At 45.8% G+C, this 22,400-nt stretch carries 28 protein-coding genes; 18 read left to right on the top strand and 10 right to left on the bottom strand.

What is annotated here, in order from left to right:
• A partial coding sequence (gene rraB, locus ACF8CV_RS00405; protein WP_136678046.1) for a ribonuclease E inhibitor RraB occupies positions 1 to 367 on the bottom strand: 367 nt, incomplete at its 3' end.
• Positions 368 to 942: 575 nt separating this feature from the next.
• Here rraB and arcA point away from each other — a divergent pair.
• The 6 genes from arcA (at position 943) to ACF8CV_RS00375 (ending at position 5,563) form a co-directional block, all read left to right on the top strand.
• A complete protein-coding gene (gene arcA, locus ACF8CV_RS00400) occupies positions 943 to 2,166 on the top strand; it encodes an arginine deiminase (RefSeq protein ID WP_005455102.1) in 1,224 nt (407 codons plus the stop codon).
• 155 nt (positions 2,167 to 2,321) lie between these two features.
• Positions 2,322 to 3,326 carry an ornithine carbamoyltransferase gene (locus ACF8CV_RS00395; protein ID WP_005484915.1) on the top strand — a complete coding sequence of 335 codons (1,005 nt, stop codon included), beginning with the start codon at positions 2,322 to 2,324 and terminating at the stop codon, positions 3,324 to 3,326.
• A gap of 91 nt (positions 3,327 to 3,417) precedes the next feature.
• A complete protein-coding gene (locus ACF8CV_RS00390) occupies positions 3,418 to 3,513 on the top strand; it encodes a hypothetical protein (protein ID WP_005497312.1) in 96 nt (31 codons plus the stop codon).
• Between the two features lie 89 nt (positions 3,514 to 3,602).
• Positions 3,603 to 4,532 (top strand): aspartate carbamoyltransferase, encoded by a 930-nt coding sequence (gene pyrB, locus ACF8CV_RS00385; RefSeq protein WP_005484879.1) that lies wholly within the window; start codon positions 3,603 to 3,605, stop codon positions 4,530 to 4,532.
• A gap of 16 nt (positions 4,533 to 4,548) precedes the next feature.
• The gene (pyrI, locus tag ACF8CV_RS00380; RefSeq protein ID WP_138938502.1) at positions 4,549 to 5,010 is read left to right on the top strand and encodes an aspartate carbamoyltransferase regulatory subunit; all 462 of its coding nucleotides are present in this window, start codon (positions 4,549 to 4,551) and stop codon (positions 5,008 to 5,010) included.
• Between the two features lie 163 nt (positions 5,011 to 5,173).
• Positions 5,174 to 5,563: a RidA family protein gene (locus ACF8CV_RS00375; RefSeq protein WP_005455108.1), complete on the top strand. Its 390-nt coding sequence runs from the start codon at positions 5,174 to 5,176 to the stop codon at positions 5,561 to 5,563.
• 74 nt (positions 5,564 to 5,637) lie between these two features.
• Here ACF8CV_RS00375 and ACF8CV_RS00370 read toward each other — a convergent pair whose 3' ends face one another.
• From ACF8CV_RS00370 to mlaF, 8 genes are all read right to left on the bottom strand, one after another.
• Positions 5,638 to 6,363: a 1-acylglycerol-3-phosphate O-acyltransferase gene (locus tag ACF8CV_RS00370; protein ID WP_138938503.1), complete on the bottom strand. Its 726-nt coding sequence runs from the start codon at positions 6,361 to 6,363 to the stop codon at positions 5,638 to 5,640.
• A gap of 155 nt (positions 6,364 to 6,518) precedes the next feature.
• Positions 6,519 to 7,775: a UDP-N-acetylglucosamine 1-carboxyvinyltransferase gene (gene murA / locus ACF8CV_RS00365; RefSeq protein ID WP_005455110.1), complete on the bottom strand. Its 1,257-nt coding sequence runs from the start codon at positions 7,773 to 7,775 to the stop codon at positions 6,519 to 6,521.
• 9 nt (positions 7,776 to 7,784) lie between these two features.
• Entirely contained in the window at positions 7,785 to 8,039 is a 255-nt protein-coding gene (gene ibaG / locus ACF8CV_RS00360) for a BolA family iron metabolism protein IbaG (RefSeq protein WP_005484869.1), read from the bottom strand.
• Between the two features lie 3 nt (positions 8,040 to 8,042).
• A complete protein-coding gene (locus ACF8CV_RS00355) occupies positions 8,043 to 8,363 on the bottom strand; it encodes a lipid asymmetry maintenance protein MlaB (protein ID WP_005455113.1) in 321 nt (106 codons plus the stop codon).
• Positions 8,363 to 9,001 carry a phospholipid-binding protein MlaC gene (locus ACF8CV_RS00350; RefSeq protein ID WP_005478835.1) on the bottom strand — a complete coding sequence of 213 codons (639 nt, stop codon included), beginning with the start codon at positions 8,999 to 9,001 and terminating at the stop codon, positions 8,363 to 8,365. Before ACF8CV_RS00350 ends, ACF8CV_RS00355 begins: the two co-directional genes overlap by 1 nt.
• Before the next feature lie 2 nt (positions 9,002 to 9,003).
• The gene (gene mlaD / locus ACF8CV_RS00345) at positions 9,004 to 9,492 is read right to left on the bottom strand and encodes an outer membrane lipid asymmetry maintenance protein MlaD (RefSeq protein WP_005455116.1); all 489 of its coding nucleotides are present in this window, start codon (positions 9,490 to 9,492) and stop codon (positions 9,004 to 9,006) included.
• Between the two features lie 2 nt (positions 9,493 to 9,494).
• Positions 9,495 to 10,286: a lipid asymmetry maintenance ABC transporter permease subunit MlaE gene (gene mlaE / locus ACF8CV_RS00340; RefSeq protein WP_005455118.1), complete on the bottom strand. Its 792-nt coding sequence runs from the start codon at positions 10,284 to 10,286 to the stop codon at positions 9,495 to 9,497.
• Positions 10,276 to 11,079 carry a phospholipid ABC transporter ATP-binding protein MlaF gene (gene mlaF / locus ACF8CV_RS00335; RefSeq protein ID WP_005455119.1) on the bottom strand — a complete coding sequence of 268 codons (804 nt, stop codon included), beginning with the start codon at positions 11,077 to 11,079 and terminating at the stop codon, positions 10,276 to 10,278. The genes mlaE and mlaF overlap by 11 nt, the downstream gene beginning before the upstream one ends.
• 388 nt (positions 11,080 to 11,467) lie before the next feature.
• Between mlaF and ACF8CV_RS00330 the strand changes: the two genes are divergently transcribed.
• The 11 genes from ACF8CV_RS00330 (at position 11,468) to mgtE (ending at position 20,307) form a co-directional block, all read left to right on the top strand.
• Complete coding sequence (locus tag ACF8CV_RS00330; protein ID WP_005455122.1) at positions 11,468 to 12,433, top strand: calcium/sodium antiporter; 966 nt, start codon at positions 11,468 to 11,470, stop codon at positions 12,431 to 12,433.
• 37 nt (positions 12,434 to 12,470) lie between these two features.
• Entirely contained in the window at positions 12,471 to 13,442 is a 972-nt protein-coding gene (gene kdsD, locus ACF8CV_RS00325; RefSeq protein WP_020841311.1) for an arabinose-5-phosphate isomerase KdsD, read from the top strand.
• A gap of 90 nt (positions 13,443 to 13,532) precedes the next feature.
• On the top strand, positions 13,533 to 14,096 hold the full coding sequence (gene lptC, locus ACF8CV_RS00320; protein ID WP_005467805.1) for an LPS export ABC transporter periplasmic protein LptC: 564 nt from the start codon (positions 13,533 to 13,535) through the stop codon (positions 14,094 to 14,096).
• Positions 14,077 to 14,571, top strand: a complete 495-nt coding sequence (lptA, locus tag ACF8CV_RS00315; protein WP_005467803.1) for a lipopolysaccharide transport periplasmic protein LptA — start codon at positions 14,077 to 14,079, stop codon at positions 14,569 to 14,571. Before lptC ends, lptA begins: the two co-directional genes overlap by 20 nt.
• Position 14,572: 1 nt before the next feature.
• Positions 14,573 to 15,298: an LPS export ABC transporter ATP-binding protein gene (gene lptB, locus ACF8CV_RS00310; protein ID WP_005467801.1), complete on the top strand. Its 726-nt coding sequence runs from the start codon at positions 14,573 to 14,575 to the stop codon at positions 15,296 to 15,298.
• 50 nt (positions 15,299 to 15,348) lie between these two features.
• Positions 15,349 to 16,815, top strand: coding sequence for an RNA polymerase factor sigma-54 (locus ACF8CV_RS00305; protein WP_155007067.1), 1,467 nt, complete (start codon positions 15,349 to 15,351; stop codon positions 16,813 to 16,815).
• Between the two features lie 24 nt (positions 16,816 to 16,839).
• Positions 16,840 to 17,127, top strand: a complete 288-nt coding sequence (gene hpf / locus ACF8CV_RS00300; RefSeq protein WP_005467451.1) for a ribosome hibernation promoting factor — start codon at positions 16,840 to 16,842, stop codon at positions 17,125 to 17,127.
• Between the two features lie 2 nt (positions 17,128 to 17,129).
• Entirely contained in the window at positions 17,130 to 17,576 is a 447-nt protein-coding gene (gene ptsN, locus ACF8CV_RS00295) for a PTS IIA-like nitrogen regulatory protein PtsN (protein ID WP_005467453.1), read from the top strand.
• Positions 17,577 to 17,590: 14 nt separating this feature from the next.
• On the top strand, positions 17,591 to 18,454 hold the full coding sequence (gene rapZ / locus ACF8CV_RS00290) for an RNase adapter RapZ (RefSeq protein WP_005468663.1): 864 nt from the start codon (positions 17,591 to 17,593) through the stop codon (positions 18,452 to 18,454).
• A gap of 2 nt (positions 18,455 to 18,456) precedes the next feature.
• Positions 18,457 to 18,732, top strand: coding sequence for an HPr family phosphocarrier protein (locus tag ACF8CV_RS00285; RefSeq protein WP_005468661.1), 276 nt, complete (start codon positions 18,457 to 18,459; stop codon positions 18,730 to 18,732).
• A gap of 219 nt (positions 18,733 to 18,951) precedes the next feature.
• Positions 18,952 to 20,307 carry a magnesium transporter gene (mgtE, locus tag ACF8CV_RS00280; RefSeq protein WP_005468659.1) on the top strand — a complete coding sequence of 452 codons (1,356 nt, stop codon included), beginning with the start codon at positions 18,952 to 18,954 and terminating at the stop codon, positions 20,305 to 20,307.
• 76 nt (positions 20,308 to 20,383) lie between these two features.
• Here mgtE and pmbA read toward each other — a convergent pair whose 3' ends face one another.
• Positions 20,384 to 21,727 carry a metalloprotease PmbA gene (pmbA, locus tag ACF8CV_RS00275; RefSeq protein WP_005459755.1) on the bottom strand — a complete coding sequence of 448 codons (1,344 nt, stop codon included), beginning with the start codon at positions 21,725 to 21,727 and terminating at the stop codon, positions 20,384 to 20,386.
• 110 nt (positions 21,728 to 21,837) lie between these two features.
• On the opposite strand from pmbA, the gene yjgA reads away from it, so the two are divergent.
• A complete protein-coding gene (gene yjgA, locus ACF8CV_RS00270) occupies positions 21,838 to 22,365 on the top strand; it encodes a ribosome biogenesis factor YjgA (RefSeq protein WP_005457057.1) in 528 nt (175 codons plus the stop codon).
• Positions 22,366 to 22,400: the final 35 nt, after the last annotated feature.

Raw genomic sequence — 22,400 nt, 5'->3', positions numbered from 1 at the left:
CGTAGTACGTACCCCAGCCATCGTAGATGATGTCGTATTTTTCAGCTAGGTGAACCAGCTTTTCAACTTGTGCGTCAATCGCCTCTGCATTTAGAGCCGATTCCATTGTCGCGTCACAACACAGCAGTTTGTTGCCGTCTTCGTCTTCTGTTTCTTCTGCTTCTAGAACTTCGAAGCCCATTTTGAACGCTTCAACAACCGCTTTTTCTAGCGTATCGAAATCTTCAGCAAAAAGGTGGTGCTCAATTTCGTATAGCGAATCTGGATCGCTGCCATCTTCTAGCAATGCTGCAATGATATCGCGAGTCTCTTCCTTTTGAATCTCAATTAATTCTTCTACTGATAGATATTCATCTTCGTGAGACATGTCTTTGGCTCCAGATTAGTTACTTGATGGAAACACTATACCCGATACTGAGTATGCTGATCCGGTGAAATATGGCATGGATTGCGATGAAAAGCCACAAACAAACGCCAAACCGCGATGATTCTTCCTGCCCAAATATTAAAACCCATCACAAAGAAACAAAAAGTTAACAAAAAACGGTATTTTTTAATATTCAGAAGATCCTAATTGAGCTCATTGTAGGATATTTGATGGTTTGTTGAGTGATTATGACGCCTGAGTGAATACAGCCACGCTACCAATTTGGAAGGATAACGAATAAAGAAAACTGAAAAACTGCATATTTTAGAATAGAAATGCACGCTTTATGCACTAAGCATGTAATCTTTCCTGCAAAATACAAAAAGAATAAAAACGCATTCATTTAAAAACCAGCAACATGGAATTAAAAACCAAAAATCAAATACAAAAATGCCAACTAAAATAAAAACCACTAAAAATATAACCAATCACAACATTTAAACGAAGTTAACGAATTTGCATCTTTGCCGTAAGATTGTCATAACTAATGGCTGGAAAATTTGTAAGGATGCAAAATGAGTAAGCTGTACGTTGGATCAGAAGTTGGTCAACTTAGACGAGTACTTTTAAACCGCCCAGAGCGCGCCCTCACCCACCTCACGCCGTCAAACTGTCATGAGCTATTGTTTGATGACGTGCTTGCTGTAGAAGCCGCGGGTGAAGAGCATGATGCTTTTGCTCGAACCTTGAGAGAGCAAGATGTTGAAGTACTTCTGCTCCACGATTTACTGGTGGAAACCCTAGCCGTTCCAGAGGCAAAGCAATGGCTGTTGAACACGCAGATTTCTGACTTCCGCTACGGGCCAACCTTCGCTCGCGATTTACGCCAATATCTTTTGGAAATGGACGACGAACACCTCGCGACTATTTTGCTTGGCGGCTTAGCCTATTCTGAGTTACCTATTCAATCTTCTTCGATGCTACCGAAGATGAAGCGCCCATTGGATTTCGTGATTGAGCCACTACCGAACCATCTATTTACCCGCGACACCTCATGTTGGGTATATGGCGGTGTATCACTCAACCCAATGATGATGCCTGCGCGCCAGCGCGAAACAAACCATTTACGCGCTATCTATCGCTGGCACCCGATCTTTGCAGGCCAAGACTTCATTAAATATTTTGGTGATGATGATCTGCATTACGACAACGCAAACGTTGAAGGCGGTGACGTACTGGTGATCGGTAAAGGCGCGGTATTGATTGGCATGTCTGAGCGCACCACGCCACAAGGGGTAGAAAACTTAGCGGCAAGCCTGTTTAAAGCAGGACAAGCAAGTGAAGTGATCGCCATTGACCTGCCTAAGCACCGCTCTTGTATGCACTTAGATACGGTCATGACACATATGGATGTGGATACTTTCTCAGTCTACCCAGAAATCATGCGCAAGGATCTGGATACATGGCGTCTGACCCCGAAAGGCACAGACGGTGAAATGCATGTCGAAGCGTCACACAACTACCTACACGCGATTGAATCCGCTCTTGGTCTTGATCAGCTTAAAATCATCACCACAGGCGGTGACAGCTACGAAGCAGAGCGCGAGCAATGGAATGACGCGAACAACGTGCTGACTGTAAAACCAGGCGTTGTGATTGGTTACGAGCGCAACGTCTACACCAACGAGAAGTACGACAAAGCTGGCATCCAAGTGTTGACCGTTCCTGGTAACGAATTGGGCCGTGGTCGTGGTGGTGCTCGCTGTATGAGCTGTCCAATAGAACGAGACGATATATAGCTGATTCACCTTTTACATTAAGTGAATAAAAACTAAGGTTGATGTGAATGCATCAACCTTTTTTAGTTTTACTTTAAAATAATTATTCACAAATAAAGCATTTATATGTTTTAATGCAATGACTCAATTCAATCACACGTACTAAGGGACGAGCTATGGCTTTCAATTTACGTAACCGCAACTTTTTGAAGCTATTGGATTTCTCAACCAAAGAAATCCAGTTCTTGCTCGAACTGTCTGCAGAGCTAAAAAAAGCAAAATATGCAGGAACAGAGCAGAAGACACTTCAAGGTAAAAACATTGCACTCATCTTTGAGAAATCTTCTACTCGAACCCGATGTGCGTTTGAAGTTGCCGCCTTTGATCAAGGCGCACAAGTCACCTATATCGGTCCTTCAGGATCTCAAATCGGCCATAAAGAATCGATGAAAGATACCGCGCGCGTCTTAGGTCGCATGTATGACGGCATCGAATACCGAGGCTTTGGTCAATCCATTGTGGAAGAGCTTGGCGCTCATGCGGGCGTTCCGGTTTGGAACGGATTAACTGACGAGTTCCACCCAACGCAAATCCTCGCAGATTTCCTTACCATGCAAGAACATAGTCGTGGCAAACAGCTCCACGAAATGACCTTTGCGTACCTTGGCGACGCTCGTAACAACATGGGTAACTCATTGATGGTTGGCGCAGCGAAAATGGGCATGGACATTCGCCTAGTGGCACCAAAAGCGTTCTGGCCAGAAGAACATCTTGTCGCGACTTGCCAAGACATTGCTAAACAAACCGGCGCGAAAATCACCTTGACGGAAAACGTCGAAGAAGGCGTGAAAGGCTGTGATTTCCTCTACACTGATGTTTGGGTTTCAATGGGTGAAGCAGCAGAAGCATGGGATGAACGTGTCGCGCTTATGACGCCTTATCAAATCAATATGGATGTCATCAAGCAGACGGGTAATCCACACGTGAAATTTATGCATTGTCTACCTGCGTTCCATAATGACGAAACCACTGTTGGTAAAGAAATCGCAGAGAAATACGGCATGAAAGGCCTAGAAGTTACCGAAGATGTGTTTGAATCAGAGTACTCTATCGTCTTTGATGAAGCAGAAAACCGCATGCACACAATCAAAGCCATTATGGTTGCAACGCTAGGAAGTTAGTGTTTTTTGGAAAGCAAAAAGCATGATGTAATCGCTTGCGCTCGCAAAAGTTAGGCGTATAATGCTCCGCAATTTGTCTGAGGATTAAGAAATGACCAAGCTGATTGCTGACGTAAAAACGCGATTTGCTCTAACTAAGCGACTACGCTTACGTGGTGTTATTTTCGTTAATTCTATCGATTTTTAAACCTCCCCATTTGGGGAGGTTTTTTTATGTCCAAAATTCCTCAGCGGTCAATTTTGGAGATAGTCATCACTGTTATAGGGAAGAAGATCATGGCGAACTCGCTTTACCAGAAGCACATCATCTCTATTCCAGAGCTTTCTCGTGAAGAGCTGGAACTTATCGTCGAAACAGCAGGTAATCTGAAGAAGGAACCTCGACCAGAACTGATTAAAAACAAAGTCGTTGCGAGCTGTTTCTTTGAGCCATCAACTCGTACTCGCTTGTCGTTTGAGACCGCGATTCAACGCATTGGTGGTGATGTCATTGGTTTTGATAACGATGGTAATACGTCTCTGGCGAAGAAAGGGGAAACGCTTTCTGATTCTGTACAAGTTATCTCTTCATACGTCGATGCTTTTGTGATGCGCCACCCTCAAGAAGGTGCAGCGCGCCTTGCTTCCGAGTTTTCGAATGGCGTTCCAGTGATTAACGCGGGCGACGGTGCTAACCAACACCCAACTCAAACTCTGCTTGACCTCTACACTATCGCGGAAACGCAAGGTCGCTTAGACAACCTAAACGTGGCATTTGTCGGCGATTTAAAATACGGCCGCACCGTTCACTCACTGACTCAAGCACTGGCGAAGTTCAATAACATCCGCTTCTACTTTGTCGCTCCAGACGCATTGGCGATGCCAGAGTACATCTGCGAAGAACTCGATGAAGCTGGCATTGAATACAGCCTACACACAGAGATGGAAGCGGTAATTCCTGAGCTCGATATTCTTTACATGACTCGCGTTCAAAAAGAGCGTTTCGACGAGTCTGAATATGCGCACATCAAGTCAGCTTACATTCTGACGGCGGCTCTATTGGAAGGCGCGCGTGAAAATCTAAAAGTACTGCACCCGCTACCTCGTGTTGATGAAATCACGACAGACGTAGATAAAACCCCACACGCGTACTACTTCCAGCAGGCACAAAATGGCGTGTACGCTCGCCAAGCGCTGTTGGCTTTGGTTCTAAACGAAACACTGTAATCGAGGAGATAAAAACATGGCTAAAGAAACTCAATTGCAGGTAGAAGCAATCAAAAACGGCACCGTCATCGACCACATTCCAGCACAAATTGGTATCAAAGTGCTGAAATTGTTCGATATGCACAATTCTTCTCAACGTGTAACGATTGGTCTCAACTTGCCATCTTCAGCTCAGGGTCACAAAGACTTGCTGAAGATTGAGAACGTGTTCATCAATGAAGAACAAGCAAGCAAACTGGCGCTGTACGCACCGCACGCAACGGTAAACCAAATCGAAAACTACGAAGTCGTGAAAAAACTGGCTCTAGAGTTGCCAGAGAAAATCAACAACGTGTTTGAGTGTCCAAACTCAAACTGTATCTCTCACAACGAGCCAGTAGAAAGCAGTTTTAAAGTTTTCGAGAAGAAAGAAGAGATTCGTTTGAAGTGCAAATACTGTGAGAAAGTATTCTCACGTGAGATTGTGACTGAGCGATAATCTCGCCAACGTCCCGAACTCTCATACGCATGAAATACCCTGTCTTGGCAGGGTATTTTGCTCTTTACCTGCCGCAGGTTTAAAGGCAAACTGATTACCTTCAAGCATATTAATAAGGCTTGGGTATACTCTTTCTTCCCCTAAAACAGATGGAAAAAATCAAATGACGAAAGTACTTCACACTGAGTCTGCACCAGCAGCAATCGGTCCTTACGTTCAAGGCGTAGATCTAGGCAACATGGTTCTAACTTCTGGTCAAATTCCAGTAAACCCAGCGACAGGTGAAGTGTCTGCTGACATCGCAGAACAAGCTCGTCAATCTCTAGACAATGTGAAAGCGGTTGTAGAAGCATCTGGTCTTAAAGTGTCAGACATCGTAAAAATGACGGTTTTCGTTAAAGATCTAAATGACTTCGGTACAGTAAACGAAGTGTACGGCAAATTCTTTGATGAGCACGAAGTAGCAAACTACCCTGCTCGCTCTTGTGTTGAAGTTGCACGTCTACCAAAAGACGTAGGTATCGAAATTGAAGCAATCGCGGTTCGCAAATAATTGCGATATCAGATTGAATGAATAAAAAATGGGTAGCCTTAGCTACCCATTTTTGTATTCGGTGTTTAACCCGTTTAAGCGGCGTTACGCTGTTTTACTTCTTCATCCAGCTCTTCTAGCTTTTCCTTCATCTGCTCGCGGCATACATTTGCGAGTTCACGGATGCCATCTTTACCGTAACCTTCAGTGCTCACCGGTGGCAACATTTCAACAATCACATGACCATTGTTCCAGCGGTTAAGTTTAATGTGGTCAGTGGAGCTACATACGATTGGAATAATTGGCACTTCAGCACCGATTGCCGCATGGAACGCACCCGTTTTAAACGGCAGCAAACCACGACCACGTGAGCGTGTACCTTCTGGGAACATCCAAACCGACACATCACTTTCTTTCATGCTGTTAACCACTTGGTCGATCGTACCTTTCGCTTTTGAACGGTTTGCACGGTCAATCAGAATATTGCCCGTCAACCAGTAAAGCTGACCAAACAGTGGCATCCACGCTAGACTTTTCTTACCGACGGTCACCACTTTCGGAGTCACTGCCGCAGACACAGTAAACATGTCCCAGTTGTTTTGGTGGTTAGCGATGTAAACGTGCTGACCACGAGAGTACGCATCTTCAGGAATACGTAATTCTAGCTTTACCCCAAATACGCGAGACATCTTGGCAAACAAGCGGCCAAATGTGAAAACGTGTTTAGGGTTTCGAGGGCTTAATAGGCAGTAACCACAACCACCAATAAACATCACAATTGCGAAAATTGCGACAGCAAATACACGTAACAGTGCAATCATTCTTGTTCTCCAGGAACCGGCTTTTGCCAGATACAGCTATTAATATCGCTTTTTACATAGTCAGAAACTATGACAGAAAGCGCGATATAAAAAAGCCGAAACCTGAGTTTCGGCTCTCTTCATATCCAAGTCACCTGCTGTGCAGTTTAACTTGACTAGCTCACTCGCTCAATATTTGCGCCGAGTGCAGCCAGTTTATTTTCAATTTTGTCATAACCGCGATCGATGTGATAAATACGATCTACGATGGTTTCGCCTTTCGCGATACAACCAGCAATCACCAAACTTGCCGAAGCACGTAGATCCGTTGCCATCACTTGTGCACCACTTAGAGATTCAACGTCACCACAAATAACCGTATTACCTTCAATCTCCGCTTTCGCACCCATACGCATCAGCTCAGGCACGTGCATAAAGCGGTTTTCAAAGATAGTTTCAGTGATCACGCCGCCGCCTTTCGCCATCATGTTCAGCAGAGTAAATTGCGCTTGCATGTCTGTCGGGAAACCAGGGTGAGGCGCAGTGCGAATACTTACTGCTTTTAACTCACGGTCTGTCATATCAACAGAGATCCAGTCTTCGCCTGTCTCCACCAATGCGCCCGCTTCTTCTAGCTTCGCGAGAACCGCTTCAAGCAAGTGACCGTTGGTATTACGACAAACCACTTTACCGCCAGATACCGCTGCAGCTACTAGGAATGTCCCCGTTTCAATACGGTCTGCTACGACACTGTGCTTGCCGCCACCTAAGCGCTCAACACCTTCGATAGTGATGGTGTCTGTACCCGCGCCAGAGATTTTCGCGCCAAGTTTATTTAGGAAATCCGCCGTATCGACGATTTCAGGTTCGCGCGCTGCGTTGTCTAACGTTGTGGTACCTTCAGCCAGAGCTGCTGCACACATGATGGTAATGGTCGCGCCAACGCTCACTTTGTCCATCACGATGTGCGCGCCTTTCAGACGACCATCAACTTCAGCTTTCACGTAACCATCTTCAAGTGTGATGGTTGCGCCTAGTTGTTCCAGGCCAGTAATGTGCAAGTCAACTGGACGTGCGCCGATAGCACAACCACCAGGTAGAGAAACTTGACCTTGACCAAAACGAGCCACAAGTGGGCCTAACGCCCAGATAGAAGCACGCATGGTTTTAACTAAATCATAAGGAGCGCAATATTCATTGATGCTGCTTGGATCGACGTGAACAGAACCGTTACGGCTTACTTTAGCGCCAAGGCGTTTTAGTAGCTCCATGGTTGTGTCGATATCGCGAAGATGTGGTACGTTTGCCACTTCTACAGGCTCTTCAGCCAAGATAGACGCAAATAAAATAGGCAGTGCTGCGTTTTTTGCACCAGAAATGGTCACTTCACCAACTAGTGGTTTATCTGACCCAATAACTCGAAACTTTTCCATCAATAAACCTTAAAGCGACATCAGTTTCTTATCACGAGCCCACTCTTCCGGTGTGAACGCTTTGATCGATAATGCGTGAATGTCGTTACGCTGGATGTATTCCATCAGAGGACCATAAATCAATTGCTGCTTCTTAACGCGGCTCATTCCCTCGAAACAAGCATCAACAGCAACCACTTCATAGTGGCTACCTTCACCTTTTACATGCACTTCTTGAAGGTTTAGTGCTTCTTCTAATAACTGTTGTACTTTTGCGCTGTCCACAATTTACCCCTGATAATTCTTTATGTGTTTGGCCACTAAAGATTCAACGTTGCTAAGTTGAAACAAAGTGCGCAGTTGCGCCGGCACGAAACTGAGCATTATATGACAGTTTTGCTTTTTTGCATGCTCTAATAAGTGGATTAACATCACCATTCCTGCAGAGTCGACTCGTTCGATCTCTTCTAGTGAGCATTCCAGTTCTTTTTGCGACGGTTTCCACTGCTGGGCAAAGGCCCACAATGACGGCACTGAGTCTCTATCCAGCGCCCCCGTTAGTGTTAACGTATCTTGTTGCAACTGCCACTGTGCGTGAGACTGAGCCATTACTTTTTCGCCTCAAAGCGAATTGGCTCCGCTGCAAGTTTTTCAAGGTCTTGCGCTACCGCAAGAATACCGTCTTGGCGAATTTTGGTGTTCCACTCAGATTGCTTGCTTGAAAGTAAACTAATGCCTTCTGCAACCATGTCGAACGCTTCCCATTCGTCAGTTTTGTTGTCTTTACGCAGTTTAAATTCTAGTTTGATGTTTGGACGAGGCGCATCAATGATCTCAACTTTGATGCTGGTAATACGCTTAGAGTCGTCTAATTTCGGCTCTGGACCAAACTCAATTTGTTGATCGCTGTATTGCGTCAAGACTTGTGCGTAAGACGCAATCAAGTAAGCACGGAACGCATCGACAAACTCTAGCACGTCTTCACGTTTTGCCCCTTTCAAGTTAGGGCCAAGCAGTTTTAGTGCTGCGTAACGGTCGTTGACGTAAGGCATCAGCTCTTGCTCAACAATCACCTTTAATAGATTAGGATCTTGTTTGATTTTTGGCTGTTCTGCTTTTAGTCGGGCAAATGTCACTTCAGCCACTTGCTTCATCATTTGATATGGCTGAGTTTTATCCACTTCTGCCGCGCCAACACCAAAAGCGGTAAGCACCACTGAAAATGAAAGTAATAGTCTAGCTAACATAGTTATTCCTTACTTGAGCCGTCTGAACCACCAACGCTGTAAAGTACCTGACCAATTAAGTCTTCAAGCACTAACGCAGATTTAGTGTCTTCGATGGTATCTCCGTCTACCAGCATAGCTTCGTCATCAAAAACAAACCCTGGTACTAAACCAATGTACTGCTCACCGATCAACCCTGACGTCAGAATTTGTACGCTGGATGTTTCTGGAAATTGATTGTACTGGCTGTTAATGGACAAGCTGACCACTGGCAATAAGTTATCTGGATTCAGAGTAATGTTACTTACACGACCGATAACCACGCCTCCAACTTTCACCGGAGAGCGTACTTTCAAGCTGCCAATATTATCGAACTCGGCTTTGAGGGTGTAAGTATCACCAGAGCCAATGCTTTTTACGTCAGCAACTTGAAAAATCATCACAAGAATCGCGCAAATTCCCGCTAATACAAAGCTGCCAACCCATAATTCTGTTTTACGTGTTTGTTGCATGATTAATTCCCAAACATCAATGCGGTCAGTACAAAGTCTAGTCCCAGTACTGCTAAAGAAGAATGCACAACAGTGCGCGTAGTTGCTCGGCTGATCCCTTCCGAGGTAGGAATCGCATCGTAGCCATTAAATAGAGCAATCCAAGTTACCGTAATGGCAAACACAAAGCATTTGATCATGCTGTTGCCGATATCTTGTCCCAACTCAACAGAAGATTGCATGGCTGCCCAAAAGCTGCCGTGATCCACACCTTTCCAATCGACACCAACGAGCTGCGCCCCCCAGATGCCAACAGCCATGAAGATCATCGCAAGTAGTGGCATTGAGATAGCCCCAGCCCAAAAACGTGGTGCAATCACTCGTTTCAGTGGGTCAACTGCCATCATTTCTAAGCTTGAAAGCTGCTCAGTAGCTTTCATCAAACCAATTTCTGCCGTCAGCGCAGAGCCTGCACGTCCAGCGAAAAGAAGCGCAGTAACCACCGGCCCAAGTTCACGCAGTAGTGACAACGCGACCATCTGACCAAGACTGCCTTCCGCGCCGTAATCCACCAGCACTACATAGCCTTGCAAGCTAAGAACCATGCCGATGAACAAACCGGAGACTACGATGATAGCCAGTGATTGCACGCCAACGGAATACAACTGTTTGATGAGTAGAGGAAAACTTTTAGAGGGTTGAGGCTTAGAGAAGATAGCGCCAACAAGCATCAAGGTTGCACGGCCAAAAGCTTCACAGATGGCGAGCGTGCGTCTTCCTAATGAAGCGACAAATTGAATAAAGCTAGCGACCATCAAATAGATCCTTTTCGATACTTTGCGCAGGAAAACGAAACGGCACAGGGCCATCTGCATCACCTTGTAAGAACTGCTGCACTCGCGGGTCTGGGTTTTGACTCAACTCCTCTGGCGTGCCAAACGCGATGATCTTGCCATCTGCTAGTAGGTAAACCCAATCAGCAATACTCATGACCTCCGGTACATCGTGTGATACCACAATAGACGTAAGGCCTAGAGCTTGGTTTAAGTCTTTGATCAACTCAACCAAAACACCCATGGTAATTGGATCTTGTCCCACAAATGGTTCATCGAACATGATTAAATCAGGGTCAAGTGCGATGGCACGAGCCAATGCGGCACGCCTCGCCATACCGCCCGAAAGCTCACTTGGCATTAATTGCGCGGCTCCGCGCAGGCCAACCGCTTCGAGCTTAAGCAGTACCATAGTACGAATCAAATCTTCTGAAAGATTGGTGTGTTCACGCAGTGGAAAGGCCACATTGTCAAACACATTCAAATCCGTGAACAGAGCTCCGGATTGAAACAGCATGCTCATTTTCTTACGAGCGTTGTAGAGTTTTTTGCGAGAAAGAGTCGGAATGTTGTCACCATCAAACCAAATCTCTCCTTGTTCGGGATACAACTGACCGCCAATTAAACGGAGCAGTGTCGTTTTACCGATTCCCGATGGTCCCATAATCGCCGTCACTTTACCTTCAGGAACATGCAGATCAATACCATCAAAGATCGTGCGATTTCCTCGTGAAAAAGTGAGGTTGTTCACGGTGACTAAATCGTTGTTCGACATATCATCTCTTCTACTGTCAGAGCATTAACGCTCGCAGAGTTGTCAAGTCAATCCACTTCCGAATAGCGCTAAGGGTTCCCTTATCGCCACTTCGGTACATTTATTAGGCTGCAATCATAAGCACATTGGCTTGGAATTTAAAGCACTGTTCGATTAAATAAAGCCGACCAAATTCGAGCTATTCTCCATAAATTATGGCCTGATCGTCACCAAGTGTTTAAATCCTAGACCAGAATCATCACTTTATTTGCAATGATTGAATGAGTGACAATTACATACATTTTCGTTACTAACCTTTAATTTATTCGTTGTTTATCTTCCATTTTAAGCTGCAAAAGGTCAAAATTAGCGGTTACTCATTTCACTCATTTAATACTTAGGAATTCTCATGCTCGAAGCCGTAGCGTTGCTTATCGTCGGTCTTGTTTTACTTGTTTGGAGCGCAGATAAACTTGTTTTTGGTTCTGCAGCTATAGCCCGCAACGTCGGTATTTCACCTTTAGTGATCGGTATGACCATTCTTGCAATGGGCTCATCAGCACCAGAAATGATGGTGTCAGCAACAGCCGCTTGGGACGGTAAAACCGATACCGCTGTCGGTAACGTTTTGGGTTCAAACATTGCTAACATTGCCCTAATCCTAGGTATTACTGCGCTGATCAAACCTCTTTCTATTAGTTCTGCAGTTATCCGTCGCGAATTACCATTAATGATCGCGGTAACTGTGTTAGCTGGGATTTTACTGTGGAACAGCCACCTTGGTTTTTATGAAGGTGTCTTACTATTTGTTCTGTTTGGTGCTTTTTTATTTGCTATGTTGCAAATTAGCCGCAAAGAACAAAAATCTGGCGATGCGTTTCTTGAAGATCAAGAATCAGAAATCCCACAAGGCGTTAGCAACCCTAAGGCCATCATGTGGGTGGTTATCGGTTTAATATTGCTTCCTTTGGCAGCAAGCCTGCTGGTCGACAATGCGGTTATTATTGCTAAGCATTTCGGCATGAGCGACCTAGTGATCGGTCTGACAATTATTGCCATCGGTACGAGTCTTCCTGAGCTTGCAGCATCACTTGCTGGTGTATTGAAAGGCGAAGACGACATGGCAGTTGGTAACATCATCGGCTCGAACGTTTTCAATATTTTGGCGGTAATGGGCCTTCCTGGCATCATTAACCCATCCACACTAAGTGAATACGCAATGGGACGTGACTTTTGGGTCATGCTTGGCGTGTCACTGTTGTTAGTAGCAATGTGTTTAGGTAAATCACGCAGCATCAACCGCCTCGAAGGGGCGATTCTGTTTACGTGTTTCTTGGGTTACCAAGTGTACCTATTTGCCAACATGGCCGCTTAATCCCCATTAATAAGTAGAGACAAATTGGAGCCCTGATATGTCCAATCCATTTGATTTTCGCGCTGCAGCTAAACAAGTTCTAGATATCGAAGTCTCGGCTCTGCAAGAGCTAGACAAATACTTTGATGAGCAGTTTGAACAAGCTTGCGAATTGATCCTTTCCAATAGCGGCAAAGTTGTCGTGATGGGTATGGGCAAATCAGGCCACATTGGCAATAAGATTGCAGCAACGCTTGCCAGCACAGGTACATCAGCGTTTTTCGTTCACCCGGGTGAAGCAGCGCATGGTGACTTGGGTATGATCAGCGCGGGTGACATTGTTATCGCTATTTCTAACTCTGGCGAGTCCCATGAAATCTTGTCTCTCTTCCCTGTTCTAAAGCGTTTAAACATTAAAATCATTAGCATGACGGGCAAGCCAGAATCCAACATGGCAAAACTGGCTGACTTGCACTTGCAAATCACTGTCCCTCAAGAAGCTTGTCCACTTGGCCTTGCACCAACCAGCAGTACCACAGCAACTTTAGTAATGGGCGATGCGCTAGCAGTTGCCCTACTTCAAGCGCGTGGATTCTCAGCAGAAGACTTCGCTCTCTCACATCCTGGTGGTGCTTTAGGAAGAAAATTGCTACTTAAGCTGTCTGATATTATGCACTTCGGAAATGCATTACCGAAAGTGTCTCCAGATGCGTTGATTCGCGATGCACTTTTGGAGATTTCAGAGAAAGGTTTGGGAATGACCGCAATCGTGGACGAGCACGATGCTATGCTTGGTATATTCACCGATGGTGACTTACGCCGCACTTTGGATAAGCGCATTGATATTCATACCACGGCTATTGGTGAAGTCATGACGAAAAATCCAACCACGGCACATCCAGAAATGTTAGCAGTGGAAGGATTGAACTTAATGCAGAACAAAAACATCAACGCACTCATCCTATGCAAAGAAGATAAAATCGTTGGCGCATTAAATATGCATGATTTACTAAAAGCTGGTGTGATGTAATATCGGCAACACGAAACATTCAAACGATTGATTACACAGATTAAGGCAATAGTCAGGGAAGTACTGAGCTAAACAAAAGGCCTTTAATATATGAGTTTTACTCGCCTTATTTATTTGCTCTTGGTTTTCGTCGTCGCATGGTGTGGTTATTACCTGCTCACACCAAAAGGTAACGATGCAATTCAAGTAGCCCCAGACACCGAACTGCCATTGTTCAGTGGAACTGGTTTAGAAAACATCACCTATGGTGAAGATGGTGTACGTAGTTACATCATCCGCTCCAACAACTTAGATTACTATGCTAAGAGTGGAGAAACGATTTTTAACAGCCCTACCTTGATGGTTTACCGAGAAGGTAGCGTCGTCGAGTGGAAGGTAACAGCCACAAGAGCTGTTTTAGATGAAGACCAAGTGCTGACTTTGTACGACAAAGTCTTAATGCAAAACCTATTACCGGGCGCCAGTTTCGATACGATGGCGACCGATAAGTTGGTCATCAATCTAACCAATCGTGATTTTAAAGCCGATCAACAAGTAATGTTGGTTGGACCGCAATTTGAAACTACTGGAGGCGCGATGCAAGGAAACTTAAAACAGCACACCGCGACTCTAACGAATGAAGTTCAAGGTCGATATGAAACCGTTACACCTTAGTCTGCTGGCACTAGTATTAGCAGCGCCTCAAGCGTTTGCACTTAAGTCGGATACTCAACAGCCGGTTTACATTAACTCTGACACCCAACAGGTGGATATGAAGAGTAACCAGGTCATTTTTAAAGGTGATGTCTCGCTTAAGCAAGGCAGCATCAATATCGATGCAGATAGAATTGTCGTCACTCGCGATCCAAAAACGGAAGCAATCAAACAAATTCAAGCATTTGGTAAGCCTGCGACATTTTCGCAGCTGATGGACGATGGTAAAACGTTAAGTGGTCAAGCAACCGAGCTCGATTACCGCATCTCAACTGACGAACTGACCATGAAAGGCCAAGCGCAGCTCGCTCAAGATGGTAACACCATCAAAGGCTCATCAATTCGTTACCAAATCGGTCAACAGAAGTTGGTGGCTGACAGCTCTAAAAACGAGCGTGTAACCACGATTTTGCAACCAAATCAGATAGAGAACTAATATGGCGGTACTGAGTGCAAAAAATCTCGCAAAGAGCTACAAAAAGCGCAAAGTCGTCACCGATGTTAGCTTAGAAGTAGAGTCTGGTCAGATTGTGGGCTTACTTGGTCCTAACGGTGCCGGTAAAACCACCTCGTTTTACATGATTGTTGGTCTGGTGCCTCGTGATGAAGGCACCATCACCATTGACGACAAAGACATCAGTATTTTGCCAATGCACAGCCGCTCTCGCATGGGTATTGGCTATCTACCGCAGGAAGCGTCGATTTTCCGCAAACTGTCCGTGGAAGATAACATCATGGCCGTATTGGAAACTCGCCAAGAAATGACCCGCGAAGAGCGTCAGGACAAGCTGGAAGATTTGTTGGAAGAATTCCACATACAGCACATAAGAACCAGTGCGGGTATGGCACTATCGGGTGGTGAACGTCGCCGAGTCGAAATCGCTCGAGCTCTTGCGGCAAACCCACAATTCATTTTGTTGGATGAACCTTTCGCAGGTGTCGACCCTATTTCGGTTAATGACATCAAGAAAATCATCGAGCACCTACGCGATCGTGGCCTTGGTGTATTAATCACAGACCATAACGTACGTGAAACACTGGACGTATGTGAAAAAGCCTATATCGTAAGCCAAGGGCACCTCATTGCATCGGGAACTCCGGAAGAAGTTCTGAACAATGAACAGGTGAAACAAGTTTATCTCGGCGAACAATTCCGTCTATGATTACATTAGGAACGGTAAGATTCTGAGCATTACAAGGTAAGTAACACTGAATGAAACCTTCATTACAACTCAAGCTAGGTCAACAGTTAGCCATGACGCCACAGTTGCAACAAGCGATTCGCTTGCTGCAGTTGTCGACTCTCGATCTTCAACAAGAAATCCAAGAAGCACTGGACTCAAACCCGCTATTGGAAGTTGAAGAAGGCCACGAAGAACCTCAAGCAAATGGTGAAGACAAATCAGCACTCGAAACTGCTGACAACAGTGCCAACGAGCCAACAGAAATCGAAGTTCCTGATAGTTCTGACGTCATCGAAAAGTCCGAAATCAGCTCAGAGCTTGAAATCGACACAACTTGGGATGATGTCTACAGCGCAAATACGGGCAGTACCGGTTTAGCGTTAGACGATGATATGCCGGTCTACCAAGGCGAAACCACAGAATCGCTACACGATTACTTAATGTGGCAACTCGACTTAACGCCTTTCAGTGAAACCGACCGTACGATTGCCATTGCCATCATTGATGCGATTGACGATTACGGCTATCTGACCCTATCTCCTGAAGATATTCACGAAAGCTTCGACAACGAAGATATTGAGTTGGATGAGGTCGAAGCCGTGCGCAAACGCATCCAACAGTTTGATCCGCTTGGTGTGGCATCGCGGAACCTGCAAGAATGCTTACTCCTGCAACTTGCAACCTTCCCAGAAGACACGCCTTGGCTTGCAGAAGCCAAAATGATTCTTGCCGATCACATCGATCACCTTGGTAATCGCGATTACAAACTGGTCATCAAAGAAACTAAGCTAAAAGAAGCGGATCTACGCGAAGTACTAAAACTGATCCAACAGTTAGATCCTCGTCCGGGCAGCCGCATTACCCCAGACGACACAGAATACGTCATTCCGGACGTATCGGTATTTAAAGATCATGGGAAATGGACCGTTTCCATCAACCCTGACAGCATTCCAAAGTTAAAAGTTAACCAACAATACGCTCAATTAGGCAAAGGCAACAGTGCGGATAGCCAGTACATTCGCAGCAATTTGCAAGAGGCAAAATGGTTAATTAAGAGCTTAGAGAGCAGAAACGAGACGCTACTCAAAGTTGCAAGATGTATTGTTGAACATCAACAAGATTTCTTCGAGTATGGTGAAGAAGCCATGAAGCCAATGGTACTCAATGATGTAGCCTTGGCGGTGGACATGCATGAATCCACAATATCTCGTGTTACGACACAAAAGTTCATGCATACGCCACGTGGCATTTTTGAATTGAAGTACTTCTTCTCCAGCCACGTCAGTACAGACAATGGCGGAGAATGTTCGTCAACAGCAATCCGCGCACTCATTAAGAAACTGGTCGCGGCAGAGAATACTGCTAAACCACTTAGTGACAGTAAGATTGCTGCTCTTCTGGCTGACCAAGGGATTCAGGTCGCAAGACGTACGATAGCTAAATATCGAGAATCCTTGGGTATTGCCCCTTCAAGTCAGCGTAAACGCCTACTTTAAGGCACTAACTGAAAAGGAAAGTCTATGCAAATCAATATTCAAGGCCATCACGTTGATCTTACCGATTCAATGCAAGACTATGTTCAATCTAAGTTTCAGAAGCTCGAAAGGTTCTTCGACCATATCAATCAAGTACAAGTTGTACTTAAAGTTGAAAAAATTAACCAAATCGCGGAAGCTACACTCCACGTAAATCATGGCGAAATCCACGCATCAGCCGATGACGAGAATATGTATGCCGCGATCGATTCGCTGGTAGATAAATTGGTTCGCCAACTTAATAAGCACAAAGAAAAATTAAACAGTCATTAATCATGCAACTGAGCGAAATACTGTCATTGGACTGCACGAAAAGTGCAGTCCACTGTACGAGTAAAAAACGCGCCCTCGAAATGATCAGCCAAATCGTCGCTGAACACACGGGCCAAGATTCTACCGAGCTGTTTGAGTGCATGCTCAACAGAGAGAAAATGGGCAGTACTGGTATCGGAAACGGTATTGCAATCCCACACGCACGAATGCAATCTAGCGACAAAGCCATTGCGGTACTTCTGCAATGCGATGAAGCAATTGAATTTGATGCGATTGACAATCGACCTGTCGACCTTTTGTTTGCACTCCTTGTACCAGAAGAACAGTGCAAAGAGCACCTCAAGACTCTATCCTCTATGGCAGAACGTCTGAGCGACAAGCAAGTACTGAAATTGCTACGCAATGCTCAGAGTGATGAAGAACTCTACGACATCATGATTCACCAATAAGCAGGACGATCACCATGCGATTAATTGTTGTTAGCGGGCACTCTGGTGCAGGCAAAAGTATTGCGTTGCGCGTGCTAGAGGACTTAGGGTACTACTGTGTCGACAACCTACCAGTAAACCTATTGGATGCGTTTGTACATTCCATCGCTGACAGCAAGCAAAATGTTGCGGTGAGCATTGATATCCGCAACATCCCAAAAAAGCTCAAAGAACTGACTGGCACGTTAGAGCAGCTAAAAACTGAACTCGATGTAACCGTACTTTTCTTAGACGCCAATAAGGAAACCTTGCTCAAACGCTACAGCGAAACTCGTCGCATTCATCCGCTATCATTAGGCGGCCAGTCGCTATCGCTCGATCAAGCTATCGAGCGAGAAAAAGAGATCCTGACACCACTAAAAGCGCATGCGGATTTAATCCTCAACAGTAGCGGTCAGTCTTTGCATGAACTGAGTGAAACAGTTCGCATGCGAGTAGAAGGACGTGATCGCAAAGGCTTGGTGATGGTGTTTGAATCATTCGGCTTTAAATACGGCCTTCCGTCTGATGCGGATTACGTATTTGATGTGCGATTCCTACCGAACCCGCACTGGGAACCTGCACTGCGCCCACTGACGGGGTTAGATGCTCCTATCGCTGCGTTTTTGGAACAGCACCAGTCGGTATTGAGCCTCAAGTACCAGATAGAAAGTTTTATTGAAACTTGGCTACCTTTGCTAGAAAAAAATAATCGCAGCTATCTCACCGTAGCCATTGGCTGTACTGGCGGCAAGCACCGCTCAGTGTATTTAACCCAACAGATTGGCGAGTACTTTGCGGATAAAGGGCATCAAGTTCAGATTCGTCACACCTCGCTCGAGAAAAATGCTAAGGAGTAGCAGTGGAGTTAAGTCGTAAAGTATTGATTCAAAATCGTCTTGGGTTACACGCGCGCGCCGCAGTTAAGTTGGTAGAACTTGCGCAAAGCTTTGATGCTGTAGTAACCATCGACAACGAAGAAGACAAAACCGCCACTGCAGACAGCGTGATGGGGCTGCTGATGTTGGAATCGGCTCAAGGACAATACGTAACGATTCATGCCACAGGCGATCAAGCAGAGTTGGCACTCGACGCTGTATGTCATCTGATTGAAGACAAGTTTGACGAAGGCGAGTAATTTACTCGCTTTTGTAGTTCCAATCTCTGGCCTCCAAACTGAATAGAGCGCAATCCCCTTTCCTAGCTAAAAAGTACAGCGATATCTCTCCCAAATCTTTGCGACAGCTCTGGTCACTCAGCAAATAATTTTGTCCTGTTTCACAAGTTGTTATTAAAAGGTGCCTAGAATTAAGTTATTATTCAAAGCATTGTAAATATCAGGAATTGGGAGGAACGAATGGCAGAGCAAATAGAATTCGACCAAGCTCACCAAGCCCTCCAAGAAGTCACAGAAGCGCTGGAAAACGGCCGCTTCGTCCATGTTCGTCGTCAACTGCAGGACATGGAACCTGAGGATATTGCTCACCTTTTAGAAGCATCCCCACGTAAAAGCCGTGAAGTTCTTTGGCAACTTACCGACCCCGAAGATTACGGTGAAATTCTTGACGAACTAAACGAAGACGTTAAAGACAGTCTCGTATCAAAAATGGCTCCCGAAGACCTTGCAGAGGCGACGGAAGGCATGGATACCGATGACGTTGCGTACGTCCTACGTAGTTTGCCAGATGATCTTTCCCGTGAAGTTCTCTCCCAAATGGATTCAGCAGATCGTGCTCGCGTCGAGACGGCACTGTCTTATCCTGAAGACACCGCTGGTGGGTTGATGAACACCGACGTTATCACGATTCGTGGTGACGTTGATGTCGACGTAGTCCTGCGTTATCTGCGTATGAAGGGCGAACTGCCTGAAGCCACCGATGCACTCTACGTGATTGATGACGAAAGCAAACTGATTGGCGAACTCCCAATCACGACACTTATTACGACCCAACCCGACGTAAAAATTATCGACGTCATGGAAGATGCTGACGATGCGATTACCGTTGATACCAGTGACTCTGACGTTGCTAGCCTGTTTGAACGTCGTAATTGGGTGTCAGCGCCCGTAGTGGATGAAAACCAGCACCTTGTTGGTCGTATCACCATTGATGACGTGGTTGACGTTATTCGTGAAGATGCCGAACACTCAATGATGAGTATGGCGGGTATGGACGATGACGAAGATACCTTCGCTCCCGTCTTCAAATCCGCGCGTAAACGAAGTGTTTGGCTCGGAGCCAATGTCCTAGCTGCATTAGCTGCTGCTTCGGTTTCCAACATGTTTGAAGCCACGCTGGACCAAATGGCGGCAATTGCGGTCTTGATGACCATCGTGCCATCCATGGGTGGTGTTGCAGGTAACCAAACCGTTGCACTGGTTATTCGTGGCCTTGCTTTAGGTCATATCGGTGACTCGAACAAACGTGAACTGTTGATGAAAGAAGCCGCGATCGGTTTGCTTAACGGCATCATGTGGGCGTTGATCATCGGTGGTATCGTTGTGGTTTGGAAAGGCAACTGGATGCTCGGAGGTATCATCTCTGCCGCCATGTTGACCAACCTGTTCGTCGCCGGGGTTGCAGGGGTAACCATCCCTGTTCTTCTGAAGAAGATGAATATCGACCCTGCCCTTGCTGGCGGTATGGCACTGACGACTGTCACTGATGTGATTGGCTTGTCTGTTTTCCTCGGTCTCGCAACTTTGCTGATCTAAGCCAGTAGCCAACGATGAGCATTAAAAAAGCCTGATGAACACATCAGGCTTTTTGGTATTTACGCGCTAGTAACGGTTATTCACCTGCGACTTTCATTGTGTCGAGCAAGATAGAACCGGTTTGGATTTGTGAGCGTGTTTCAATATCACTACCAACTGCTACTATCTTCGTGAACATGTCTTTTAGATTACCGGCGATGGTAATTTCAGAGACTGGGTATTGGATTTCACCGTTCTCAACCCAGAAGCCTGCCGCACCGCGAGAGTAATCACCCGTTACCACGTTCACACCTTGGCCCATCACTTCTGTTACCAAAAGGCCTGTGCCTAATTCCTTCAGCATTTGCTCAAAGTTTTGGCCTGTCGACTTCACGTACCAGTTGTGAATACCACCAGCGTGACCGGTTGGATCCATCTTCATCTTGCGTGCGGCATAACTGGTCAGTAGATAGGTCGCCAACACACCATCGGTAATGATTTCACGATCTTGCGTATAAACGCCTTCACTATCGAATGGGCTGGAAGCCAAACCGCGCAATACATGCGGACGCTCTGAAATATTGAACCATTCAGGCAAGACTTGTTTACCCAAGTGATCCAGTAAGAAAGAAGATTTGCGGTACAGGTTGCCACCGCTGATCGCCATCACTAGGTGACCAATCAAGCCAGTTGCCACATCTGCCGCAAACATAATTGGGTATTGGCCCGTTTTCAATCGTTGAGCATCCAGTCGGCTGACAGTATTTTCCGCCGCTTTGCGGCCGACGGTTTCTGGCGTCCACAAATCATCACGATGGCGGGCAACGGTATAGCTGTAGTCACGTTCCATTTCGCCATTTTTGCCTACGCCAATAACGCAGCAGCTTGTGCTGTGGCGGCTAGACGCGTAGCTTGCTAACAAACCATGGCTGTTTCCGTACACTTTGACGCCGTAGTGGCTATCGTAGCTTGCACCGTCACTTTGCTTGATTGCATCGCTGTAGCTTAGCGCTTCTTTCTCAGCGGCAATCGCCACTTGTGCTGCGTAGTCTGGGTCTGGAGAGTCTGGGTGGAAAAGGTCAAGATCTGGCACCTCTTTCACCATAAATTCTTTCGGCGCTGGGCCTGCGAACGGGTCTTCAGATGTGTAATGAGCGATATCAAGCGCGGCATTCACTGTCTGTTCAATCGCCGCTTCACTCAAATCAGATGTGGAAGCGCTGCCCTTACGTTGGCCTCGGTAAACGGTAATGCCAAGCGCACCATCACTGTTGAACTCGACATTTTCTACATCACCCATTCGAGTGGAAACACTCAAACCTGTGCTTTTAGTAATTGCGACTTCTGCTGCATCCGACTTCGCCGACGCGAGCTCCAATGCTCGTGCCACGGCTTGCTCTAGCTCGGTACGTTGCTCAGCAACCTGCTGTTTAATATCCATTGTCTTTCACATCTTGTATTCAATACGCAATAGAATAACAAGAATTTCGCTTTCTCCCCACGATTCTTGTTAAAATAGTCATAATATTAATCAAAACACAGGCAACTGAAATGGCACGTAAGAATCAAAAAGCGCCATGGGAACCAGAAGAAGAGATCATCTGGGTAAGTAAATCCGAGATGAAGCGAGACATGGAAGAGCTGCAAAAGCTTGGCGAAGAGCTTGTCGGCCTAAAGCCAGCAGTTCTCGAAAAGTTTCCATTGAGCGAAGACCTGCGAGAAGCAATTGCCGATGCACAGCGCTTTAAGAACGAAGCGCGTCGTCGTCAGCTACAACGTATCGGTAAATTGATGCGTTATGAAGACCCAGAACCAATCCAAGCGGCATTGGACAAAGTACGCAACAAACACTCACAAGCAACAGCAGCGCTGCATAAACTTGAAATGCTGCGTGATCGCGTTGTGGAAGAAGGCGACAAAGCCATTGATGACGTAATGGAGTTGTACCCAGAAGCGGATCGTCAGCGTCTACGCCAACTTGCACGCCAAGCAGCGAAAGAGAAAAAAGCCGGTAAACCAGCAAAATCTTACCGTGAAATTTTCCAAATCCTGAAAGCGTTAAACGAAGAAGAAATCTAATCTTCCTTCGTAAACCATAAAGACAAAGCAGACCA

The organism is Vibrio sp. zbq_1 (genome assembly GCF_043102935.1).
Lineage (GTDB): Bacteria > Pseudomonadota > Gammaproteobacteria > Enterobacterales > Vibrionaceae > Vibrio > Vibrio parahaemolyticus.
Note: the sequence above shows the minus strand (reverse complement) of the source record. Positions and strands in the feature narration are given on the sequence as shown.